Annotated in this window: 18 protein-coding genes; 1 reads left to right on the top strand and 17 read right to left on the bottom strand. The window is 67.1% G+C overall.

The window, feature by feature from the left end:
- Positions 1 to 226: 226 nt before the first annotated feature.
- Together secA and AC06E7_RS13970 are read right to left on the bottom strand one after the other, a co-directional pair.
- Complete coding sequence (secA, locus tag AC06E7_RS13975) at positions 227 to 2962, bottom strand: preprotein translocase subunit SecA (protein WP_093536075.1); 2736 nt, start codon at positions 2960 to 2962, stop codon at positions 227 to 229.
- Positions 2963 to 3126: 164 nt separating this feature from the next.
- Positions 3127 to 4077, bottom strand: coding sequence for a M23 family metallopeptidase (locus AC06E7_RS13970; protein WP_068849249.1), 951 nt, complete (start codon positions 4075 to 4077; stop codon positions 3127 to 3129).
- A gap of 12 nt (positions 4078 to 4089) precedes the next feature.
- On the opposite strand from AC06E7_RS13970, the gene AC06E7_RS13965 reads away from it, so the two are divergent.
- Complete coding sequence (locus AC06E7_RS13965; protein ID WP_083214065.1) at positions 4090 to 4530, top strand: DciA family protein; 441 nt, start codon at positions 4090 to 4092, stop codon at positions 4528 to 4530.
- Positions 4531 to 4798: 268 nt separating this feature from the next.
- Here AC06E7_RS13965 and lpxC read toward each other — a convergent pair whose 3' ends face one another.
- The 15 genes from lpxC to mraZ all read right to left on the bottom strand — a co-directional run bounded on the left by lpxC (position 4799) and on the right by mraZ (position 21567).
- Positions 4799 to 5710: a UDP-3-O-acyl-N-acetylglucosamine deacetylase gene (lpxC, locus tag AC06E7_RS13960; protein ID WP_184124746.1), complete on the bottom strand. Its 912-nt coding sequence runs from the start codon at positions 5708 to 5710 to the stop codon at positions 4799 to 4801.
- Positions 5711 to 5883: 173 nt separating this feature from the next.
- The gene (gene ftsZ / locus AC06E7_RS13955) at positions 5884 to 7110 is read right to left on the bottom strand and encodes a cell division protein FtsZ (RefSeq protein WP_068849242.1); all 1227 of its coding nucleotides are present in this window, start codon (positions 7108 to 7110) and stop codon (positions 5884 to 5886) included.
- Positions 7111 to 7271: 161 nt separating this feature from the next.
- A complete protein-coding gene (gene ftsA / locus AC06E7_RS13950) occupies positions 7272 to 8507 on the bottom strand; it encodes a cell division protein FtsA (protein ID WP_068849240.1) in 1236 nt (411 codons plus the stop codon).
- On the bottom strand, positions 8504 to 9250 hold the full coding sequence (locus AC06E7_RS13945; protein ID WP_478065101.1) for a cell division protein FtsQ/DivIB: 747 nt from the start codon (positions 9248 to 9250) through the stop codon (positions 8504 to 8506). Before AC06E7_RS13945 ends, ftsA begins: the two co-directional genes overlap by 4 nt.
- A complete protein-coding gene (locus AC06E7_RS13940; protein WP_210132012.1) occupies positions 9247 to 10230 on the bottom strand; it encodes a D-alanine--D-alanine ligase in 984 nt (327 codons plus the stop codon). Before AC06E7_RS13940 ends, AC06E7_RS13945 begins: the two co-directional genes overlap by 4 nt.
- On the bottom strand, positions 10227 to 11663 hold the full coding sequence (gene murC, locus AC06E7_RS13935; protein WP_426805605.1) for a UDP-N-acetylmuramate--L-alanine ligase: 1437 nt from the start codon (positions 11661 to 11663) through the stop codon (positions 10227 to 10229). The genes AC06E7_RS13940 and murC overlap by 4 nt, the downstream gene beginning before the upstream one ends.
- Before the next feature lie 22 nt (positions 11664 to 11685).
- Positions 11686 to 12771, bottom strand: coding sequence for an undecaprenyldiphospho-muramoylpentapeptide beta-N-acetylglucosaminyltransferase (murG, locus tag AC06E7_RS13930; protein ID WP_210132014.1), 1086 nt, complete (start codon positions 12769 to 12771; stop codon positions 11686 to 11688).
- The gene (gene ftsW / locus AC06E7_RS13925) at positions 12768 to 14093 is read right to left on the bottom strand and encodes a putative lipid II flippase FtsW (protein ID WP_478065100.1); all 1326 of its coding nucleotides are present in this window, start codon (positions 14091 to 14093) and stop codon (positions 12768 to 12770) included. Before ftsW ends, murG begins: the two co-directional genes overlap by 4 nt.
- Positions 14093 to 15178: a phospho-N-acetylmuramoyl-pentapeptide-transferase gene (gene mraY / locus AC06E7_RS13920; protein WP_068849228.1), complete on the bottom strand. Its 1086-nt coding sequence runs from the start codon at positions 15176 to 15178 to the stop codon at positions 14093 to 14095. Before mraY ends, ftsW begins: the two co-directional genes overlap by 1 nt.
- Positions 15168 to 16562, bottom strand: a complete 1395-nt coding sequence (locus tag AC06E7_RS13915; RefSeq protein WP_478065099.1) for a UDP-N-acetylmuramoyl-tripeptide--D-alanyl-D-alanine ligase — start codon at positions 16560 to 16562, stop codon at positions 15168 to 15170. Before AC06E7_RS13915 ends, mraY begins: the two co-directional genes overlap by 11 nt.
- Positions 16559 to 18037 carry a UDP-N-acetylmuramoyl-L-alanyl-D-glutamate--2,6-diaminopimelate ligase gene (locus AC06E7_RS13910; RefSeq protein ID WP_478065098.1) on the bottom strand — a complete coding sequence of 493 codons (1479 nt, stop codon included), beginning with the start codon at positions 18035 to 18037 and terminating at the stop codon, positions 16559 to 16561. Before AC06E7_RS13910 ends, AC06E7_RS13915 begins: the two co-directional genes overlap by 4 nt.
- Positions 18034 to 19881, bottom strand: a complete 1848-nt coding sequence (locus tag AC06E7_RS13905; protein WP_068849223.1) for a peptidoglycan D,D-transpeptidase FtsI family protein — start codon at positions 19879 to 19881, stop codon at positions 18034 to 18036. Before AC06E7_RS13905 ends, AC06E7_RS13910 begins: the two co-directional genes overlap by 4 nt.
- The gene (ftsL, locus tag AC06E7_RS13900) at positions 19878 to 20141 is read right to left on the bottom strand and encodes a cell division protein FtsL (protein WP_068849221.1); all 264 of its coding nucleotides are present in this window, start codon (positions 20139 to 20141) and stop codon (positions 19878 to 19880) included. Before ftsL ends, AC06E7_RS13905 begins: the two co-directional genes overlap by 4 nt.
- Positions 20141 to 21106: a 16S rRNA (cytosine(1402)-N(4))-methyltransferase RsmH gene (gene rsmH / locus AC06E7_RS13895; protein ID WP_184125439.1), complete on the bottom strand. Its 966-nt coding sequence runs from the start codon at positions 21104 to 21106 to the stop codon at positions 20141 to 20143. Before rsmH ends, ftsL begins: the two co-directional genes overlap by 1 nt.
- A gap of 14 nt (positions 21107 to 21120) precedes the next feature.
- Positions 21121 to 21567 carry a division/cell wall cluster transcriptional repressor MraZ gene (gene mraZ, locus AC06E7_RS13890; protein ID WP_093536097.1) on the bottom strand — a complete coding sequence of 149 codons (447 nt, stop codon included), beginning with the start codon at positions 21565 to 21567 and terminating at the stop codon, positions 21121 to 21123.
- Between the last annotated feature and the right edge of the window lie 164 nt (positions 21568 to 21731).

Raw genomic sequence — 21731 nt, 5'->3', positions numbered from 1 at the left:
CTCGGTCCAGATCCCTCGGCCGCTGCCTCCGGTATCGGCATCGCTGTGAACAGCACCGCAGCTATCGCAGCACTACGCTGAAATTGGCCCACACCCACCTCCAGATTTCAAAAGTTGTACCCGGAGATCACTGTAGCCAGCGCAATGTACTGAGGCGTTGAACAGCGTCCGAAATATCACAGGCGCCGCCCCAAGAAAAAACCCCGCTTTCGCGGGGTTTTTCTGATCAGCTCAACTGGCCGTGGCAGTGCTTGTACTTCTTGCCGCTGCCGCAGGGGCATGGATCGTTGCGGCCGACCTTGGGCTCTTCGCGGGTCACCTGGCCGACGACGCCGTTGCGCTGGGCTTCCACGTCCGCTGCCTCTTCGTCGGCGCCGTAGCCGCCCACGTTCTGGTGCTGGAACTGCGACTGCAGCAGGCGCGCTTCGGCCTGCTGGCGCTCGGCCGCTTCCAGCGCCGCCACTTCTTCTTCGCTGCGGATGCGCACGCGGGCCAGCAGGGTCACCACTTCGCGCTTGACGTTCTCCAGCATTTCCGAGAACAGCTCGAAGGCTTCCTTCTTGTATTCCTGCTTGGGCTGCTTCTGCGCGTAACCGCGCAGGTAGATGCCCTGGCGCAGGTAATCCATCCGGGCCAGGTGCTCCTTCCAGCTCTGGTCGAGCACGGTGAGCATGACGTGCTTCTCCAGCGCGCGCATGGTCTCTTCGCCGACGCCGGCTTCCTTCTGCTCGAAGTGCTCGTCCACGCGGGCCTGCACCTTGTTGGCGATGGCTTCGGCGTCGAGTTCTTCGTGTTGCTTGACCAGGCCGGTGACGTCCATCTGCACGCCCAGGTCGGAGGCCAGGGTGGCTTCCAGGCCCGGCAGGTCCCACTGTTCGTCGATCGAGTTCGGCGGCACGAAGCGGGCCACGATGTCGTAGATCACATCGCCGCGGATGCCGTCGACGTTGTCCTTCACCGACTCGGCGTCCAGCAGCTCATCGCGCTGGGCGTAGATCACCTTGCGCTGGTCGTTGTTGACGTCGTCGAAGTCCAGCAGGTTCTTGCGGATGTCGAAGTTGTGCGCTTCGACCTTGCGCTGCGCCTTTTCGATCTGGCGGCTGACCAGGCGGTCTTCGATGACGTCGTCTTCCTTCATGCCCATCATGCGCATCGCCTTCTGGACCCAGTCCGAGGCGAAGATGCGCATCAGGTTGTCTTCCAGCGACAGGTAGAAGCGGGACGAACCCGGGTCACCCTGGCGGCCGGAACGGCCACGCAGCTGGTTGTCGATACGGCGCGATTCGTGGCGTTCGGTGCCCACGATGTGCAGGCCGCCGGCGGCCTTGACCTGGTCGTGGCGGACCTGCCAGTCGGCCTTGACCTTGGCGCGCTGCTCGGCGGTGGCATCTTCGCCCAGCGCGTGCAGCTCCGCCTCGTGCGAACCGCCCAGCACGATGTCGGTACCACGGCCGGCCATGTTGGTGGCGATGGTCACCGCACCGGGCATGCCGGCGTTGGCGATGATGGTCGCTTCGCGGTCATGCTGCTTGGCGTTGAGCACTTCGTGGTGCACGCCGGCCTTGCGCAGGTGCTCGGACAGCATTTCCGAGGTTTCGATCGAGGTAGTGCCGACCAGCACGGGCTGGCCGCGCTTGTTGCATTCCTGGATGTCGGCCAGCACGGCGTTGAACTTGCCGTTGCGGTTGAGGAACACCTGGTCCGGCGAGTCCTTGCGGATGGTCGGGCGGTTGGTCGGGATGACCACCACTTCCAGGCCGTAGATGCTCTGGAATTCGTAGGCTTCGGTGTCGGCCGTACCGGTCATGCCGGACAGCTTCTTGTACATGCGGAACAGGTTCTGGAAGGTGATGCTCGCCAGCGTCTGGTTCTCGCGCTGGACCGGCACGCCTTCCTTCGCTTCCACGGCCTGGTGCAGGCCATCGGACCAGCGGCGGCCGGCCAGGGTACGGCCGGTGAATTCGTCCACGATCACCACTTCGCCATCGCGCACGATGTAATCGACGTCGCGCTGGTAGATGGCATGCGCGCGCAGTGCGGCATTGAGGTGGTGGACCACGGTCAGGTTCTGCGCCGCGTACAGGCCTTCGGTTTCGGCGCTGAGGATGCCGGCTTCGACCAGCAGCTGCTCGGCGTGCTCCATGCCCGCTTCGGACAGGTGCACCTGCTTGCCCTTCTCATCGACCCAGAAATCGCCCTCGCCTTCTTCGGCTTCCTGGCGGATCAGGCTGGGCACCACGCGGTTGACGCGGATGTACAACTCCGGGGAATCGTCGGCCGGGCCGGAGATGATCAGCGGGGTACGCGCTTCGTCGATCAGGATCGAGTCGACTTCGTCGACGATGGCGTAGTGCAGGCCACGCTGGTAACGGTCGGCCCGCGACAGCGCCATGTTGTCGCGCAGGTAGTCGAAGCCGAATTCGTTGTTGGTGCCGTAGGTGATGTCGCTGGCATAGGCCTCGCGCTTGTCGCTGTGCGGCATGCCCGGGTAGACCACGCCGACGCTCATGCCCAGCCAGTTGTACAGCTTGCCCATCTGCGCCGAGTCGCGGCGGGCCAGGTAGTCGTTCACGGTGACCACGTGGACGCCCTTGCCTTCCAGCGCGTTCAGGTACACCGGCAGCGTGGCCACCAGGGTCTTGCCTTCACCGGTGCGCATTTCGGCGATCTTGCCCAGGTGCAGGACCATGCCGCCGATCAGCTGGACGTCGTAGTGGCGCATGCCGAGCACGCGGCGGCTGGCTTCACGGCAGACCGCGAAGGCTTCCGGGAGCACCTTGTCCAGGGCTTCACCGTCGGCGATGCGCTGCTTGAACTCCGGGGTCTTGGCCTTGAGCTGCTCGTCGGAGAGCTTTTCGATGTCCGGCTCCAACGCATTGATCTTGGCGACGATGCGGTTGAGCTGGCGCAGCTGGCGTTCGTTACGACTGCCAAAGACGCGGGTAAGCAGGCTGTTGATCATTGAAGGAACCGGTTGGAATGAGACGCCCCAACGGCGACGCTCCCTCGGGAGCCGCCCGCCGCAAACGAAACAGGGCGCATCGCGCCCTGTCTATGGCAACACCCATTGTAGCTTGGGACGAGGGCACTTGGTTTCAAGCGCCCGCGATCCGCCAGATGGCGCCCTCAGCCGCGGGAAACCCGCCCGACCGGGGTGTTGCCGCCATCGCCCAGGAACTTGCGCGGGTTGACCACCTGGCCGCGTTCCCAGACCTCGAAGTGCACGTGGGCACCGGTGGAACGGCCCGTGGAACCGGCCTTGGCCACTTCCTGGCCGGCCCGCACCAGGTCGCCCGGCTTCACCACCAGGCGCGAATTGTGCGCATAGCGGGTCACGTAGCCGTTGCCGTGGTCCACGTCGACCACGTTGCCGTAGCCGCCCTTCACGCCGGCGAAGCTGACCACGCCATCGGCCACGGCCATGACCGGGTCGCCGACCTTGGCATGGAAGTCGATGCCCTTGTGGTTGCCGCGACCGCGACCGAACGGGTCGTTGCGACCACCAAAGCTGGAGGTGATGTAGCTGTTGCGGATCGGCATGCGACCCGGCACGGCGTCCTGCTCCAGCTGGTGGTCGAACATCAGCGATTCCATCACCGACAACTGGCGGCCTGAAGCAGCGAAGCGCTGCTCCAGCACCTGTAAGTCGGCGTTGACCGCGCTGACCGGGATGTCCTGGGTCGGGCCAGGCTCGCCTTCACCGAGGCCGGGGGTCTCGTTGAAGTCGAACTCGCCGTCTTCCAGCTTGCCCATCTGGGTGAGCCGTTCGCCCAGCGCATTGAGCCGGGTCGCCTGCGCCTGCAGCTCGCCCATGCGGGCGGCCAGGGCGTTGACCTGGGTCTGGGCGTCCTTGCGGGCCTGCGCCAGGTCGCGTTCCTGCTGGGCGACCTTGGCGTGGAGCCGGGAATCGTTGAACATGCTGCCACCCAGACCGGCACCGAAGCCGATCAGGCAGCCCAGCCCGAGTACGCTGCCCAGCAGGGCGCGGGGCCTGTCCTCGAAGTAGAAACGCAAACGCGCCAGCGGCGTCTTGGCCTGTCCTTCACGCGTTTTGATTACGATCTTTTTGAATGCCATCAGTGAGTTTTCATGTCTGAGCCGAAATCCAGTGCCCGTCCTGCGTCAACGCCGAAGCCGGCGCTGGATGCAGTCATGGGTGACAAAGCTGGCAATCCGCTGCGTCGTGCCCTGTGGCTCGATGCGCTGGACCGTCAGTTGCGCCCCCATTTGCCGCCCACCCTGGCCACCCGTTGCCGGTTGGCGAATGTGAACGGCGAACACCTCGTTTTTCTCGTCGAATCCCCTGTCTGGCACGCCAAAGTTCGGCTTGCCGAGGCTCAGTTGATCGACGCGGCCCGGTCCATCGGGCTGAAGGTCACCAAGGTGACCGTCAAAACCGCGGCTGCCGCTCCTCCACGCTCCCCAGCGATCGATAACAGGAATGGCCCCCACGCAGTTTCAGCCGCCACGCACAAAGGGCTACGCGACGCGTTGGCCTGTCTAAAGGACGTGGATTCAACCAGGTCCTGAAGCCATCGGGGCATCCCGCCCCTTCCCTACCGTCGTCACGATCACGTGAATCTGGTTGGGAGCCGGCGGCCATCGTAGCCGTGCTGGGTCGTCCAGTCGTTAGTCTTTTATTAAAAGTTCGTTAAATTCAGCTCGAAACCGGATCGGGTTCACAAAAACGTGACCCAGGTACGTACACGGTTCATTGACGTCAACATCACGCCGCGCACACCGCCGAAAACGACGAACGGCGCCCAAGGCGCCGTTCTTTTCCAATCTTTTTAACGAGTTAAGCGTATGCGGGGGCGCCGTAGACGACCGGCACCACGCTGCTGGGCGCCTCATAGCTCACCCATTCCCAGGCGCTGGCATCGGCCAGCAGGGCCCGCACCAGCTTGTTGTTGAGCGCGTGGCCGGACTTGAAGCCCTCGTAGGCGCCCAGCACCTGGCCGCCGGCCAGGTACAGGTCACCAATTGCATCGAGGATCTTGTGGCGCACGAATTCGTCGGCGTAACGCAGGCCGTCGTCGTTGAGCACGCGGAATTCGTCGAGCACGATGGCGTTGTCCATCGAACCGCCCAGGCCCAGGTTGCGCTCGCGCATGTACTCCAGGTCACGCATGAATCCAAAGGTGCGCGCGCGGGAGATTTCCTTGGTGTAGGCGGCGGTGGAGAACTCGATCTCGGCGCGCGACTGCTTGGCCGGGATCATCGGGTGGTCGAACTGGATCGTGAAACCGAGCTTGTAGCCTTCATACGGCTCGAAGCGGGCGACCTTATCGCCTTCGGTGACTTCCACGGTCTTGAGAATGCGGATGAAACGCTTGGGCGCGTCCTGTTCGGCGATGCCTGCCGACTGCAGCAGGAACACGAACGGGCCCGAGGAACCGTCCATGATCGGCAGCTCGGCCGAGGACAGCTCCACGATGATGTTGTCCACACCCAGGCCGGCCAGGGCCGACATCAGGTGTTCGACGGTCTGGATCTTGGCGTCGTTGCAGGTCAGCCCGGTGCACAGGGTTACTTCGGTGACCAGGTCGGCACGGGCCGGCACTTCCACCACCGGGTCCAGGTCCACGCGCCGGAACACGATGCCATGGTTGACCGGTGCCGGGCGCAGGGTCATGTAGACCTTGTCACCGCTGTGCAGGCCAACGCCGGTGGCGCGGATCGTGTTCTTGAGGGTGCGTTGCGGAATCATGGGGGCCAGCCGGGGGAAAGCGCGCAGTCAACGCGACAGTGACAAACAAGAATAACACGCACTACCACCGCTCCTTTCTGAACCGGGGGCGGCAGACTGCCGGGCCTATCCTGGCCCGGCAGCAAGGGACATGGAGGCGCTTACCGGGGAGGACAAGACCCCGGCTGCGTTCCTCAGTCCGCCTGGCGGCGCAGGAACGCCGGGATGTCCAGGTAATCGTTGGGCAGCTCAGCCGCGGCCGGACCCGAGGCCGACGGTGCGGACGGGGCCACGGTGTCGGCGCTCGGACGGCGCAGGCCCAGGCCCATGCCGCCGACGGCCTTGGACACGGCATCGCCGCCGTTGTCGAAATCGCCGAACTCCGGCTGGCCGGTGGTGGCGTTGCGGACCAGCTTGATCGGCGCGCGCTCGCCCGGACGCTGGGACTTGGCGGCCACGGCACGGTTCAGGCCGGTCGCAACCACGGTCACGCGGACTTCGTCCTGCATGTCCGGATCCAGCACGGTACCGACCACCACGGTGGCGTCTTCGGAGGCGAAGCCATCGATGGTACGGCCGATCTCGTCGAACTCGGCCATGGTGAAGTCGGCGCCGGCGGTGATGTTGACCAGGATGCCGTTGGCACCGGCCAGGTTCACATCGTCCAGCAGCGGGTTCTGGATGGCGGCTTCGGCGGCGGCCTGGGCGCGGTCATCGCCACGGGCGGTGCCGGTGCCCATCATCGCCAGGCCCATTTCGGACATGACGGTGCGCACGTCGGCGAAGTCGACGTTGATCAGGCCCGGGCGCACGATCAGGTCGGCGATGCCCTGCACGGCGCCCTGGAGGACGTCGTTGGCGGCACGGAAGGCCTGGATCATGGTGGCGTTGCGGCCCAGCACGGTGATCAGCTTTTCGTTCGGAATGGTGATCAGCGAGTCGCAGTGCTGGCTCAGTTCCTCGATGCCCTTCAACGCGACCTGCATGCGGCGGCGGCCTTCGAACGGGAACGGCTTGGTGACCACGGCGACGGTCAGGATGCCCATCTCCTTGGCCAGCTGTGCCACCACCGGTGCAGCGCCGGTGCCGGTGCCACCGCCCATGCCGGCGGTGATGAACACCATGTCCGCACCCTGCAGGGCGTCCATGATGCGCTCGCGGTCTTCCAGCGCGGCCTGACGGCCTACTTCCGGATTCGCGCCTGCGCCCAGGCCCTTGGTGACGTTGGTACCCAGCTGCAGCTGCAGCTTGGCACCGCAATTCTTGATGGCCTGCGAATCGGTGTTGGCGGTGATGAATTCCACGCCGTCCACGCTGGTGCTGACCATGTGCGCCACGGCGTTGCCGCCGCCGCCGCCCACGCCGATCACCTTGATCACCGCATTGGGTGCCATCTTCTCAATCAGTTCGAAATGCGCCATGTCCGTGTCCTCGTTGTATCCGCTTGTGGTTGGCATGGGCGTGTTGGCGTCCTGCCTTCGCGCTGCATGTTGCCGTTGCGGCTGTGTGGGTTGTGTGTTGCTTTTCTGTTGCGCCGGCGGGGGCCGGTTTGAAACACGCGTCGCCGCGTTGAGGTGCCGCGTCAGAACTCGCCGCGGAACCAGGTTTTCAATTTGTTGAACATGCTGCCTGCGCGCCCGGTGGGCAGCGACGGGCGGCGCGGGTGTTCGATCTGGCTGCCCATCAGCAGCAGGCCCACGCCGGTGGCGTGCACCGGGTTGCCGACCACTTCGCCCAGCCCCGTGACGTGCTGCGGAATGCCTACGCGCACCGGCATCTGCAGCATTTCCTCGGCCAGTTCGACCACGCCTTCCATCTTCGAGGCACCGCCGGTGAGCACCATGCCGGCGCGCACCAGTTCCTCGAAGCCGGAACGGCGCAGTTCGGCCTGCACCATCTCGAAGATTTCCTCGTAACGGCCCTGCACGGCCTGCGCCAGCGCATGGCGCGGCATGCGGCGCGGCGGACGGTCGCCCACGCTGGGCACCTGGATGCTTTCCTCGGCGGTGGCCAGCTGGGCCAGCGCGCACGCGTAGCGCACCTTGATCTGCTCGGCTTCCGGGGTCGGCGTGCGCAGCATGTGCGCGATGTCGTTGGTGACGTGGTCGCCGGCGATCGGCAGCGAGGCGGTGTGGCAGATCGCGCCCTGCACGAACACGGCCAGGTCGGTGGTGCCGGCGCCCATGTCGACCAGCACCACGCCCAGTTCGCGCTCGTCGGCGGTCAGCACGGCCACGCTGGAGGCCAGCGAGGACAGGACCAGGTCATCCACCTGCAGGCCGCAGCGCTGCACGCACTTGCTGATGTTGGCCGCGGCCGACTGCGCGCATACCACCAGGTGCGCATGCACCTCCAGGCGCACGCCGGTCATGCCGACCGGGTTGCGGATGCCTTCCTGAGAATCGTCCAGCACGTATTCGCGCGGAATCGCGTGCAGGATCTTCTGGTCGGCCGGGATCGCCACGGCCTTGGCCGCGTCGAGCACGCGGTCCAGGTCGCCCCAGGTCACTTCACCGTCGCGGATCGGCACGATCCCCGGCGAGTTCTTGCACTGCACATGGTTGCCGGAGATGGAGGCGTACACCGAGCGGATCTCGCAGCCGGCCATCAGCTCGGCCTCTTCGACCGCGCGCTGGATCGACTGCACGGTCGATTCGATGTCCACCACCACGCCGCGCTTGAGGCCGCGCGACTCATGCGAACCGATGCCGATCACCTCGATGGGATTGCCCGGCGAGTACTCGCCAACCAGCGCCACCACCTTGGAGGTGCCGATATCGAGCCCGACGATCAGCGATTTGTCACCCTTGCGATTCATGTCCTGTCCTGCGTGCGTTGCGCCACATTGGCCGGCGCGGCCGGGGCCGGGGGAGTACCCCAGCTCAGCGTGAAACCATTGGTATAACGGAGGTCGGCGCGTTCGATCGGCGCCTGCTGGTTGGCCAGCTGCGGCAGCACGCGCACGAAGCGCTGCAGGCGCGAGCGCGCGTCATCGCGGCCGACCACCACTTCGGTGCCGTTGCTCAGCAGCAGCGACCAGCTGCCGCGCGCATCCATGCTGACCCGGGTGACATCCACCCCGGCCGGCGCGAACAGCGCGCGGGCGTCGTTGTACAGCGCCACCACTTCTTCGGTCTGCGTGTCCGGGCCATCCAGGTCCGGCAATGCCAGGTCCTGCAGCTTCTGCGGGGTGGCGAACAGCTTGCCCTGCTCGGACAGCAGCCGGTCCTTGCCCCAGCGCGCGAAGGGCTTGTGCTCGACCAGGGTGATTTCCAGCACGTCGGGCCACTGCTTGCGCACCTGCGCGCTTTCCACCCATGGCAGCTTTTCGATGGCGTCCTGCGCGTCCTGCAGCTTTACCGCGAAGAAGCCGGACTTCGCATACGGCAGCACCACCTGCTGCAGCTGCTCGGCGGGCACCCGCTTGAATTCACCGTGCACGCGCAGCTTGGCCAACGGCCAGCGTTCGGCACCGACCCAGCCGTTGAGCACCGCCACCACGGGCAGCGCTACCAGCGACAGGGCCAGCAACCAGACGAAGATGCGCAGCACCGCGTTCATGCGTAGGCGGCCTCCGAGGTGCCGAAGCCTTGCGGCAACGTCTGTTCCAGCACGCGCCAGACCAGCTCTTCAAACCCGATGCCGGCCTGGCCAGCCGCCTTGGGCACCAGCGAATGGCTGGTCATGCCCGGCGCGGTATTCACTTCGAGCAGGTAGAACGCGCCGCTGTTGCGGTCGCGCATCACGTCAACGCGACCCCAGCCACGGCAGCCGGCGGCGCGGAACGCAGCCAGCGCGATCCGGCGGATCTCCGCTTCGTCGTCGCCTTCCAGGCCCGGGCACAGGTACTGGGTGTCTTCCGCGATGTACTTGGCGTTGTAGTCGTACCACTGGCCCTTGGGCACGATGCGGATCGACGGCAGCGCCTGGTCGCCGAGGATGCCCACGGTGAGTTCGTCGCCGACCACCATCTGCTCCATCAGCAGCTGGCCGTCGTAGCGGGCCGCCAGGGCGACCGCCTCATCCAGGCCAGCCTCGTCGGTGACCCGGCTGATGCCGACGCTGGAGCCTTCGTTGGCCGGCTTGACCACCACCGGCAGGCCGAGTTCGGCTGCCAGGGCGTGGACATTGGTGCTGTCCACCTTCCGGTACTGCGGGGTCGGCAGGCCCAGCGACAGCCACACCTGCTTGGTGCGGATCTTGTCCATGCCCAGCGCCGAACCGAGCACGTCCGAACCGGTGTACGGCACGCCGAAGGCTTCCATCAGCCCCTGCACGATGCCGTCCTCACCGCCGCCGTTGTGGCCGTGCAGGATGTTGAACACGCGGTCGAAGCGCTTTTCCACCAGCGCCAGGGCCAGGGCCGGAATGCCGTCCACCGCGGTGGCGTTGACACCGCGCGCGCGCAGCGCCTCGATCACGTTGCGGCCGGAATCCAGCGACACTTCGCGTTCGCTGGAGGTGCCGCCCAGCAGCACGGCAACGCGGCCGAACACGGCCGGGTCGGTGGTGCGCAGCGGCGGGAAGGTCAGCGTGCTCATGCGGCGGGTGCCTCGTTGAAGCCTTCGGTGGCGACCAGGTGGGCAACGTGGCCGATGTCGCCCGCGCCCATCATCAGCAGCAGGTCACCGTCCTGCAGCACGTCAGGCAGCACGTGCTGCAGTTCGGCCGCCTGGCCGACCACGACCGGTTCGCTGCGGCCGCGCGCGCGGATGGCGCGGGCCAGCGAGCGCGAATCGGCACCGGGAATCGGCGCTTCGCCGGCCGGGTAGACCTCGCTCAGCACCAGGGCGTCCACTTCGGACAGCACCGCGGCGAACGCGTCGAACTGGTCACGGGTACGGCTGTAGCGGTGCGGCTGGAACGCCACCACCAGGCGCTGCGACGGCCAGCCGCCACGCGCGGCGGCGAACACCGCAGCCAGCTCACGTGGGTGATGGCCGTAGTCGTCAATCACGCGCACCTTGGCACCGGTGCGGGTGGTGACGATGCCCAGGTCGTTGAAGCGGCGACCGATGCCGGCGAAGCTTTCCAGCGCGCGGGCGATCGCATCCGGGGCCACGCCCAGCTGCCAGCCCACCGCAGCGGCGGCCAGCGCGTTGAGCACGTTGTGCGCGCCCGGCAGCGCCAGGGTCACCGGGTAGCTGCTGCCTTCGGGCAGACGCAGGGTGAAGCGCATGCGCGGCCCATCCTGGACCACGTCTTCGGCGCGCACGTCCGCATTGCTGCTCATGCCGTAGCTCATGACATGGCGCGGGGTCTGCGCGGCCAGCGCGGCCACTTCCGGGTCGTCGATGCACAGCACCGCCAGCCCATAGAACGGCAGGCGCTGCAGGAATTCGGCAAAGGCGGCCTGCACGCGGGAGAAGTCGTTGCCGTAGTTTTCCAGGTGGTCCGCATCAATGTTGGTGATCACCGACACCAGCGGATTCAGGCGCAGGAAGCTGCCATCGCTTTCGTCGGCTTCGGCCACCAGCCACTGGCCACTGCCGAGCTTGGCGTTGGCACCGGCGGCCAGCAGCTGGCCACCGATCACGAACGTCGGGTCCAGCCCGCCTTCGCTCAGCACCGCCGCGGTCAGGCTGGTGGTGGTCGTCTTTCCGTGCGTGCCGGCCACGGCAATGCCGCGGCGGAAGCGCATCAGCTCGGCCAGCATGGCCGCGCGCGGCATGATCGGAATGCGCTGGCTGCGCGCTTCCATCAGTTCGGGGTTGTCCTCGCGGATCGCGCTGGACACCACCACGCAGTCGGTGCCCAGCACATTGGCGGCCGAATGGCCGCGCATCACGCGCGCGCCCAGCCCTGCCAGGCGACGGGTGGCGGCGTTGTCGGCATTGTCCGAACCGGACACCTCATACCCCAGCGTCAGCATCACTTCGGCGATGCCGCTCATGCCGGTGCCACCGATGCCGACGAAGTGCACGCGCGGGAAGGCGCGCACCAGGTCATTGGTGTCGTGCAGGCGGCGGATCATGCGCGGCCTCGCGTAACGGTGTTCATTTGGATTCCTCGAGAATGATGTCGGCGATGCGCTCGGCGGCATCGACCTTGGCCAGGGCACGCGCGGCGGTTGCCATCTGCATGCGGCGGGCGGAATTTTCGGACAGATCGCGCAGTACGTCCTGCAGGCGCGTGGCCAGCGTTTCGTCCTGCTTCAGCAACACGGCCGCACCACGTTCGACCAGGTACTCCGCGTTGCGGGTCTGGTGATCGTCGACGGCCGCCGCGAACGGCACCAGCACGCTGCCCACGCCGACCGCGCACAGCTCGGCCAGGGTGGACGCGCCGGAGCGGCAGACCACCAGGTCGGCCCAGGCGAACGCTTCGGCCATGTCGGCGATGAACGGCTCGACGCGCGCAGTGACACCGGCATCCTGGTACGCCTGCAGCGCTTCGGCGTGCAGCTTCTCACCGCTCTGGTGGCGCACGTCGACCGCGATGCGACCGGCCAGTGCGGCGAGTGCCTGGGGCACGGCGTTGTTGAGGGCACGCGCACCCTGGCTTCCACCGAGCACCAGCACCCGCAGCGGGCCTTCGCGACCGGCCAGGCGCTGTTCGGGTCCGGCAATGGCGGCAATCTCGGCCCGCACCGGGTTACCGACCGCTTCTTCACGCTGGGCGAAGCTGCCCGGGAACCCGGTCAGCACGCGGCGTGCGAAGCGCGACAGCACGCGGTTGGTCAGGCCCGGCGCGCGGTTCTGTTCGTGCACCAGCAACGGCAGGCCGTGCAGGCGTGCGGCCAGCCCCCCGGGACCGGAGGCGAAGCCGCCGAAGGCGATCACCGCGCGCGGCTGGCGGTCGCGGATCAGGAAGCCGGCCGAGCGCACGGCGCGCAGCAGGCGGCCAGGCGCGGTCAGCAGCGCCAGCTTGCCCTTGCCACGCAGGCCGCTGATCGCCAGCGTGTCGATATGAATGTCGTGCTGCGGCACCAGGCGCGTTTCCATGCCGCCGATGCTGCCCAGCCAGGTCACGGGAATGCCGCGTTCGCGCAGCACCTTGGCCACGGCCAGGCCGGGGAAGATGTGGCCACCGGTACCGCCGGCCATGATCATCACCGGACGCGGGGAATGCTGGGCGTTCATCCCATCCTCCCCAGGGTCGGCTCGATCCGCTGCTGCATGCGGCTGGTCCCACGCGGGGCGCTGTCGCGCTGCGCGGAGGCACGTGCGCTGCTTTCCTGCATGGCAGCGGCCACGGCGCTGGCACGGGCCGGCGCATCGACGGGCGCGGCATCATCCAGTTCTGCCGCGCCCATGCGCACGGCCTGGCGGCGCTCGGCACGGTCCAGTTCGTAGGACACGCGCAGCAGCAGGCCCATCGCCACGCAGGTCATCAGGATGCTCGAACCGCCAGACGAAATCAGTGGCAGGGTCAGGCCCTTGGTCGGCAGGATGCCCAGGTTCACGCCGATCGAGACGAAACTCTGCATGCTCACCCACAGGCCGATGCCGAAGGCGATGTAGCCGGAGAAGTGCCGCTTCATTTCCACGCAGCGCATGCCGATCCAGAACGCGCGGCCGGCCAGCAGCGCGTACAGCGCCACGATCAGGCAGGTGCCGACGAACCCCAGTTCTTCGGCGGTGACCGAGAAGATGAAGTCGGTGTGTGCTTCGGGCAGGTAGTACAGCTTCTGCACCGAATTGCCCAGGCCCACGCCGGTCCACTCGCCACGGCCCACCGCCATCAGCGCGTTGGACAACTGGTAGCCGTCGCCCTGCTGGTCGGCCCACGGGTCCCAGAACGAGGTGATGCGGCGCATGCGGTACGGTTCGATGATCGCCAGCGCGCTCATCGCCACCAGGCCGAACACGATCGGCATCGACATGCGCGGCAGGTTCACCCCGCCCAGCACCAGCATGCCGGCGGTGATCGCCAGCAGCAGGGTGGAGGAACCGAAGTCGGGCTGAAGCAGCAGCAGCACCACCAGCGCGCCGGCCACGCCCAGCGGCTTGAGCATCGCCGGCCAGGTCGCGTTGACTTCGTCGCGGAAGCGCACCAGGTAGCTGGACAGCCACACGATGTAGAGCACCTTCACTGCTTCGACGGTCTGGAACTTGGAGAAACCCAGGTTGATCCAGCGCCGGGCGCCGTTGACGCTGCTGCCCAGGCCGGGAATGAACACCACCACCAGCAGCGCGAAGCAGCCCAGCAGCAGCATCTGGTTGTACTGCTCGATGCTCTTGAGCTCGGTGCGCATGGCCAGCCCGGCCAGCACGATGCCCACCGCCAGGAAGATCAGATGGCGGTTGAGGTAGTAGAACGGGCTGCTCATCAGGGCGATCGAGCTCGACGCGACCATCACCACGCCCAGCCCGGTGAGCGTGATGATCGCGCCCAGCAGCCACTTGTCGAAGTGGCCTCCGATGGCTTCAAGGCGGGTTGCCTGGCGCGACAGGTCGTTCATCAGCGGACCTTCAACGTGGCCAGGCCGATCAGCACCAGCACCACCGATATGATCCAGAAGCGCACGATCACGCGCGGCTCCGGCCAGCCCTTGAGCTCGAAGTGGTGGTGGATCGGCGCCATGCGGAACACGCGCTTGCCGGTCAGCTTGAACGAGGCGACCTGGATCATCACCGACAGCGTTTCAATCACGAACACGCCGCCCATGATCACCAGCACCAGTTCCTGGCGGGTGATCACCGCGATGGTGCCCAGCACCGCGCCCAGCGCCAGCGCGCCGATGTCGCCCATGAACACCATGGCCGGGTAGGTGTTGAACCACAGGAAGCCCAGGCCCGCGCCGGCGATCGCCGCGCAGATGATCACCAGTTCGCCCGCCCCGGGGATCTGCGGGATCTGCAGGTAGTTGGAGAACACCACGTTGCCCGAGGCATAGGCGAACACGCCCAGCGCGCAGGCCACCAGCACCGTCGGCATGATCGCCAACCCATCCAGGCCGTCGGTCAGGTTGACCGCGTTGGAGAAGCCGACGATCCAGAAGTAGGCGATGGCCACGAAGCTGATGCCCGCCAGCGGCAACGCCACCGACTTGAACATCGGGATGTAGAAGGTCAGCGCGGCCGGCACGTCGGCGGTGTAGAACAGGAACAGGCCGGCGGCCAGGCCGAAGATCGACTGCAGCAGGTACTTCCAGCGCGACTTCAGGCCGTTCGGGTCGCGGCGCACGATCTTGATCCAGTCGTCGTACCAGCCGATGGCGCCGAAGCACAGCATCACCGCCAGCACCACCCACACGTAGCGGTTGCGCAGGTCGGCCCACAGCAGCACCGACAGGGTGATGGTGAGCAGGATCAGCGAACCGCCCATGGTCGGCGTGCCGGCCTTGGAGAAGTGGGTCTGCGGGCCGTCGGTACGGATCGGCTGGCCACCCTTGAACTGGGCCAGCTTGCGGATCATCGCCGGGCCCAGCCACAGCGACAGGAACAGCGCGGTAAGCGCGGCCAGGATGCCTCGCAGAGTCAGGTAGCCGAACAGCCCGAACAGGCTCTCCAACTGCTGCAACCATCGGGCCAGTTCAAGCAACATGGGGGGTTTCCTCTCCTCGCGCCAGCAGCGCTTTTACAATCTTGTCCATGGCGCTGCCGCGCGAGCCCTTGACCAGGCAGCGCACGCCAGCATGCAGTTCGTCGGCCAGCGCGGCAGCCAGCGCGTCGTGGCTCTGGAAATGACGGCCACCGTCGCCGAACGCCTGCGATGCCGCCGCGCTCAGCGTGCCCAGCGTGTACAGCCGCTTCAGGCCGGCATCGCGGGCACGGCGCCCGGCCTGCGCATGCAGTGCCTCGCCATCCGGGCCGAGTTCGCGCATGTCGCCCAGCACCAGCCAGGCCTCGTCCTTCGACGCGGCCAGCGCATCGATGGCAGCGGCCAGCGAACCGGGGTTGGCGTTGTAGCTGTCATCGATCAGCACGGCGCCATTGGGCAGCCGGTACGCGATCTGGCGGCCCGGTACCGGTTCGGCACGGGCCAGGCCGGCGGCAATCGAATCCAGGCCGATGCCCGCCGCCAGCGCCAGCGATGCGGCGGCCAGGGCGTTGCTGACGTTGTGGCGGCCCGGCAGCGCCAAGGCGATATCCACGCTGCCGGCCGGACTGACGAGCAGGAACCGGCTGCCGTCGGCGGTCGCGCGGATCTGCTGGGCGGTCACGTCGGCGCTGTGGTCCAGGCCATAACGCAGCACGCGGCTGCGCGGCGGCTGGCCGACGATGTGCTGTTCAAACCAGATGCCGAAGGCGTCATCGGCATTGATCACCGCCACGCCATCGGCCGGCAGTGCAGCGTAGATGGCGCCCTTGGTGCTGGCCACGCCCTGCAGGCTGCCCATCCGCTCCAGGTGGGCCGGGGCGATGTTGTTGACCAGTGCGTACTGCGGGCGCGCGATGTCGGTGAGGTAGGCGATGTCACCCGGCTTGCCGGCGCCCATCTCGTAGATGGCGTAATCGGCATCTTCCGGCGCATCGATCACCGCCAGCGGCAGGCCGATCTCGTTGTTGCGGTTGCCCGGGTTGGCGTACACCACCGCGCGCTGCTCGCGCGCGACCTGCTGCAGGATCGCCAGCAGCAGGCTCTTGACGCTGGTCTTGCCGTTGCTGCCGGTGATGGCGAACACGCGTGCGGCGCGGTCGCGCTGCATCCCAGCCGCGATCCGGCCAAGCGCATGCTCGCTGTCGCCGACCACGATCTGCGGCACGGCCACGTCGAGCAGGCGCTCGACCAGCATCGCGCTGGCGCCACGGGCCACCGCGTCGGCAGCGAAATCATGGCCGTCGAAGCGCTCGCCACGCAGTGCCACGTACAGGCTGCCCGGCGCCAGCGTGCGGGTGTCGTTGCTGATGGCGTCGATGGCGGTGTCATCGCCATGGATGTCACCCCCGGCCCAATGGGCGATCAGCGAGAGCGGCGTGCGCTTCACAGGATGGCCTCCTTGGCGCTGAGCGCGGCAGCGGCCACCAGGGTGTCGTCGAAGTCGTGCTTGACTCCGCGCACTTCCTGATAGGGCTCATGGCCCTTGCCGGCCAGCAGCACGATGTCGCCAGGGCCGGCCAGCTTCACCGCCAGGCCGATCGCGCGCGCGCGGTTGCGCTGCACGGTGACCGCGTCGGGGGCAGTGAAACCAGCCAGGATGTCGGCCACGATGGCGTCGCCATCCTCGCCGCGCGGATTGTCGTCGGTGACGATCACCTTCTGGGCCAGGCGTTCGGCGATGGCCGCCATCTGCGGGCGCTTGCCCGCGTCGCGTTCGCCGCCGCAGCCGAACACGCAGAACAGCCTGCCCTGCAGGTGGCCCTGCAGGCTCTGCAGGGCCTGCTCCAATGCATCGGGGGTATGCGCGTAATCGACCACCACGGTCGGCAGGCCGCGTTCGCCGCCGAGGCGGTTCATGCGCCCGGCGATCGGCTGCAGCTGCGACACCAGCGCGGCGATCGCCTCGGGGGCATGGCCCAGCGCGTGCAGCACGCCGGCCACGGCCAGCAGGTTGTCCACGTTGAAGCGGCCCAGCAGCGGCGACTGCACCGGGTGACGTGCACCGTCGACCACCAGATCGAAGGCAATGCCACGGCCATCGAGCTTGAGCGAGTCGGCGCGCAAAGTGGCCTGCTGCGCACCGCGCGAGCTGACCCCGATCCGGGCGACGCCGGCATCGACCGTGCGCAGCAGTTCGCTGCCGAAGCTGTCATCCAGGTTCACCACCGCGGCCTTCAGGCCGGCGCGGTGGAACAGCTTGGCCTTGGCCGCGCCGTACTGGGCCATGTCGCCGTGGTAATCGAGATGGTCGCGGGTGAGGTTGGTGAACACCGCCACGTCGTAGTGCACGGCATCCACGCGGCCCTGGTCGAGCGCATGCGAGCTCACTTCCATGGCCACCGCCCTGGCGCCCTGGTCACGCAGCTGCGCCAGCACTTCGTGCATCTGCAGCACCAGCGGCGTGGTGAAGCCGGTCGGCACCACATCGCCGTACAGGCCCACGCCCAGCGTACCGATGCTGCCACTGGCGGTGCCGAGCAGGTGCCAGGCCTGGGCCAGCAGCTGCACGGTGGAGGTTTTTCCGTTGGTGCCGGTCACGCCGACCATGGTCATCGCGCGCGAGGGCTGGCCATGGAACTGGTCGGCCATGGCGCCCATGCGCGTGCGCAGGCCCGGCACGGCAATGGCATCGGCCGGTGCCGGCAGCTCCGCCGGGGCCGGCGGTTCGAACAGGATCGCGGCCGCACCGGCGGCGCGGGCCTGGTCGACAAAGCCCAGCCCGTGCGCCCCGAAGCCGGCAATCGCGACAAAGGCATTGCCGGGGCGTACCGCGCGGCTGTCCAGCACCAGGCCGGTGATGGACGGGTCGTGGCTCAGCACCACATCGGGAAGCAACTGCGAAAGCAACATCATCTGGCTCATTGCGTGCCTCCCTGCGCGGGCGGCAACGTGGCGTGCGCGCTGGGCAGCGCGGCATCGAATTCGGCGGCGGCGTCCGGGGCAACGACCGCCTCGGCCGGCGGCGGGGTCGGCAGCGAGGAGGCGGCGTGGCCCATCTTTCCGGACTGCTGGGCCGCCAGCCAGGAATCGATGTCGTCCGGCGGCACGTCCATCAGGCGCAGCGCGCCTTCCATGACGTTGTGGAACACCGGGGCGGACACCAGGCCGCCGTAGTACTTGCCGGCCTGCGGGTCGTTGATGACGATCACCGTGGCAAAGCGCGGGTTGCTGGCCGGCACCACGCCGGCGAACAGCGCGTTGTAGTGGCCACGCTCGTAGCCGCCCGGGCCGGCCTTGCGTGCGGTACCGGTCTTGCCGGCCACGTGGTAACCCAGCACCGCCGCCTGCTTGGCGCCGCCCTGGGTGACCACCGTTTCCATCATCGCCACGACCTCTTTGGCGATGTTCTCGTCGATGATCTGCTTGCCTTCGTTGCGCTGGCCCTTGACGAAGGTCGGCGCGATCAGCTTGCCGCCATTGCCCAGCGCCGAGTACGCCGTGGCGATCTGCAGCGGGGTGACATTCAGGCCATAGCCGTAGGACATGGTGGTCTTGGACGAACCGCTCCAGCGCGCCGGGCGCGGCAGCACGCCCGCCGATTCGCCGGGGAAACCGCTGTGCGGAGCGCTGCCATAGCCGAAGCTGTGGACGTGGTCGTAGAACACCTGGTCGGGCATCTTGGCCGCGATCTTGGCCGCGCCGATGTTCGAGCTGCGGGTGATCACGCCGGTGACGTTGAGCACGCCGTTGTTCCGCGGCACGTCCTTGATGGTGTAGCGGCCGATCGCCATGTAGCCCGGGTTGGTGTCGACCGTGGTGTCCTTGGTGACCACGCCGGACTGCAGCGCCGAGGCGATGGTCAGCGGCTTCATGGTCGAACCCGGCTCGACCAGGTCGGTCACGGCGCGGTTGCGGCGGGTGTCCGGCGCCGCGCCGCCCACCGCATTGGGGTTGTAGGTCGGCAGGTTGACCATGGCCAGCACTTCGCCGGTGGCCACGTCCATGATCACCATCGAACCGCCCGCGGCCTTGTTCTCGATCAGCGCGTTGCGCAGTTCCTTGAACGCCAGGAACTGGATGCGACGGTCGATGCTCAGGGTCAGGTCCTTGCCCGGTTCGGCGGCGCGCAGCAGGTCGCTTTCGACGGTCTCGCCCTTGCGGTTGCGGATCACCCGCTTGGCCCCGGCCTTGCCGCGCAGCCATTCGTCGAAGGCCAGCTCCAGCCCTTCCTGGCCGCGGTCGTCGATGTTGGTGAAGCCGAGCACGTGCGCCATCGCCTCACCCTGCGGGTAGAAGCGGCGGAACTCGCGCTGCGAGGCCACGCCCGGGATCTTCAGGGCAACCACCTTCTCGGCGTCGTCGGGATTGATCCGGCGGCGCAGGTACATGAATTCCTTGTCCGCCTTCTGGCTCAGCTTCGAGGTCAGCTCGTCCAGCGGCATGCCCAGCGCGGTGGCCAGTTCCGGAATGCGGTCGGGCGAGCGCATCAGCTCCTGCGGGTTGACCCAGATCGAGGCGACCGGGGTGGACACCGCCACCGGTTCGCCGTTGCGGTCGGTGATCATGCCGCGCGAGGTGTTGATGGGCAGCTCGCGCAGGTAGCGGGCTTCGCCCTGGCGCTGGTAGAAATCGCTGTTGATGATCTGCACGTAGGCGGCGCGGCCGACCAGCGACACCGAGCACAGGCCCAGCGCCAGGCCGACCCACTTCAGGCGCTGGCGCAGGTTGAAGGCGTTGCGGGTGCGGTTGCGGCCGGTCTTGTTCATGGCCGTACCACCACGACATCGGCCGCTTCGGGGAACTTCATGCCCAGCCGCTCGCGGGCCACGCGGTCAACCCGGGTGGCTTCGGCCAGGGTGGCCTGTTCCAGCTGCAGGCGGCCGAATTCAATGTTCAGTTCGTCGCGGGCGCGCTCCACGCGCGACAGCTCCACGAAGGTCTGCCGGTGGCGGTGGCGCATGAACACCACCCCGATCGCCGAGGCGATGGTGCAGGCCAGCAGCACGACCAGCAGCAGGCGGCTCATCACACCACCCCGCGCTTTTCGGCCACGCGCAGCACGGCGCTGCGCGAGCGCGGGTTGACCGCCAGCTCGTCGTCCTCGGCCTTGATGGCGCCGCCGATCAGGTCCAGCGTCGGCACGAACGCTGCCAGCTCGGGCAACCGGCGATTGGTCGGCGGGGCCTTGGCGTGGCGGTTCATGAACTGCTTGACGATGCGGTCTTCCAGCGAATGGAAGCTGATCACCGCCAGCCGGCCACCCGGCTTGAGGCGCGCCATCGCCGCGTCCAGGCCGGCTTCAAGATCGGCCAGTTCGCGATTGATGTGGATGCGGATGGCCTGGAAGCTGCGCGTGGCCGGGTGGATCTTGTCTTTGCCACGCGGCATCACCGAAGCGATCAGTTCAGCCAGCTCGGCGGTGCGGGTGAACGGCTGCTTGTCGCGGCGGGCGATGATCGCGCGGGCGATGCGGCGCCCCTGGCGTTCTTCGCCATAGGTCCACAGCACATCCATCAGCTCGCGCTCTTCGACACGGTTGAGCCACTGCGCCGCGCTTTCGCCGCTGTCCGGGTCCATGCGCATGTCCAGCGGGCCGTCCTTGCCGAAGCTGAAACCGCGCTCGGCCACGTCCAGCTGCGGCGAGGACACGCCGAGGTCGAACAGCACCCCGTCCAGGCCGTCGGCGGTTGCGTTCCAGTGCAGCAGGTCGGCGAAACTGCCACGGAAGATCGAGACGCGCGGGTCCGGCGCGAAATCACGCTCGGCTACCGCGATTGCCTCCGGATCCTTGTCCATGACCAGCAGCCGGCCTCCAGGACCGAGTTGCTCGAGCACGCCGCGGGCGTGACCGCCACGACCAAACGTGCCATCGAGATACGTTCCGTTTTCGATCACCCTCAGGCCGTCCAGGACCTGCGTGTACAGCACCGGCAGATGGCCCGCCGGCGACTGCGACACCGGAAGGTGACCGGCCTGCGCGCCTCCGCGCACCCGGGCACCCCGGGTCACAACTTCAGGTCGAGCAACCCATCGCCCAGATCCTCGTCAGACAACGTCTGCTGGATCAGTGCGCGATGAGCCTGCTCGCTCCACAATTCGAATTTGTCGCCCATGCCGAGCAACACCGCCTTCTTTTCAATGCCAACAGCGTTGCGGTGGCTTGCCGGGATACTGATGCGACCGTTGCCATCCAGCTCCAGATGCGCGGCCGAACCGACCAGCTTCTGTTGCAGCAGGCGCACGACGCGCTGTGTGTTGGGCTTGGCCATGACGTCGTCGCGGACCCGTTCCCACTCCTGCTCGGCATACAGCCAGAGGCAGCCGGACTCGAAGGGGTTGTAGGTCAGGACCAGGCGGTTGTTGCTCACACGCGCGACGAGGTCGCGATGCGCGGTGGGGACCGCCATGCGTCCTTTATCGTCAACCGTGATGGCCGTCTCGCCCTGAAACACGACGCGTACACCTTTCCTTCGCCTGGATGAAACATTGAACCACGAAAAACCACAAAAAACCCGGTTTCCCCTCTGTTGCCCACCTTAGCAGTGCCGATTGGGTTGTCAACAGTTTTGCGAAGGGGAAATCACCTTGGACATCAAGGGCTTGCAGCAATGTTTAG

The organism is Stenotrophomonas sp. Steno-Z4, from assembly GCF_056393145.1.
This window is presented reverse-complemented; position numbering and strand designations above follow the sequence as displayed.

Bases quoted from the DNA above. Each gene is read 5' to 3' on its own strand.
- secA (WP_093536075.1), bottom strand. From the start codon at position 2,962: ATGATCAACAGCCTGCTTACCCGCGTCTTTGGCAGTCGTAACGAACGC.
- AC06E7_RS13970 (WP_068849249.1), bottom strand. From the start codon at position 4,077: ATGGCATTCAAAAAGATCGTAATCAAAACGCGTGAAGGACAGGCCAAG.
- AC06E7_RS13965 (WP_083214065.1), top strand. From the start codon at position 4,090: ATGTCTGAGCCGAAATCCAGTGCCCGTCCTGCGTCAACGCCGAAGCCG.
- lpxC (WP_184124746.1), bottom strand. From the start codon at position 5,710: ATGATTCCGCAACGCACCCTCAAGAACACGATCCGCGCCACCGGCGTT.
- ftsZ (WP_068849242.1), bottom strand. From the start codon at position 7,110: ATGGCGCATTTCGAACTGATTGAGAAGATGGCACCCAATGCGGTGATC.
- ftsA (WP_068849240.1), bottom strand. From the start codon at position 8,507: ATGAATCGCAAGGGTGACAAATCGCTGATCGTCGGGCTCGATATCGGC.
- AC06E7_RS13945 (WP_478065101.1), bottom strand. From the start codon at position 9,250: ATGAACGCGGTGCTGCGCATCTTCGTCTGGTTGCTGGCCCTGTCGCTG.
- AC06E7_RS13940 (WP_210132012.1), bottom strand. From the start codon at position 10,230: ATGAGCACGCTGACCTTCCCGCCGCTGCGCACCACCGACCCGGCCGTG.
- murC (WP_426805605.1), bottom strand. From the start codon at position 11,663: ATGATCCGCCGCCTGCACGACACCAATGACCTGGTGCGCGCCTTCCCG.
- murG (WP_210132014.1), bottom strand. From the start codon at position 12,771: ATGAACGCCCAGCATTCCCCGCGTCCGGTGATGATCATGGCCGGCGGT.
- ftsW (WP_478065100.1), bottom strand. From the start codon at position 14,093: ATGAACGACCTGTCGCGCCAGGCAACCCGCCTTGAAGCCATCGGAGGC.
- mraY (WP_068849228.1), bottom strand. From the start codon at position 15,178: ATGTTGCTTGAACTGGCCCGATGGTTGCAGCAGTTGGAGAGCCTGTTC.
- AC06E7_RS13910 (WP_478065098.1), bottom strand. From the start codon at position 18,037: ATGAGCCAGATGATGTTGCTTTCGCAGTTGCTTCCCGATGTGGTGCTG.
- AC06E7_RS13905 (WP_068849223.1), bottom strand. From the start codon at position 19,881: ATGAACAAGACCGGCCGCAACCGCACCCGCAACGCCTTCAACCTGCGC.
- ftsL (WP_068849221.1), bottom strand. From the start codon at position 20,141: ATGAGCCGCCTGCTGCTGGTCGTGCTGCTGGCCTGCACCATCGCCTCG.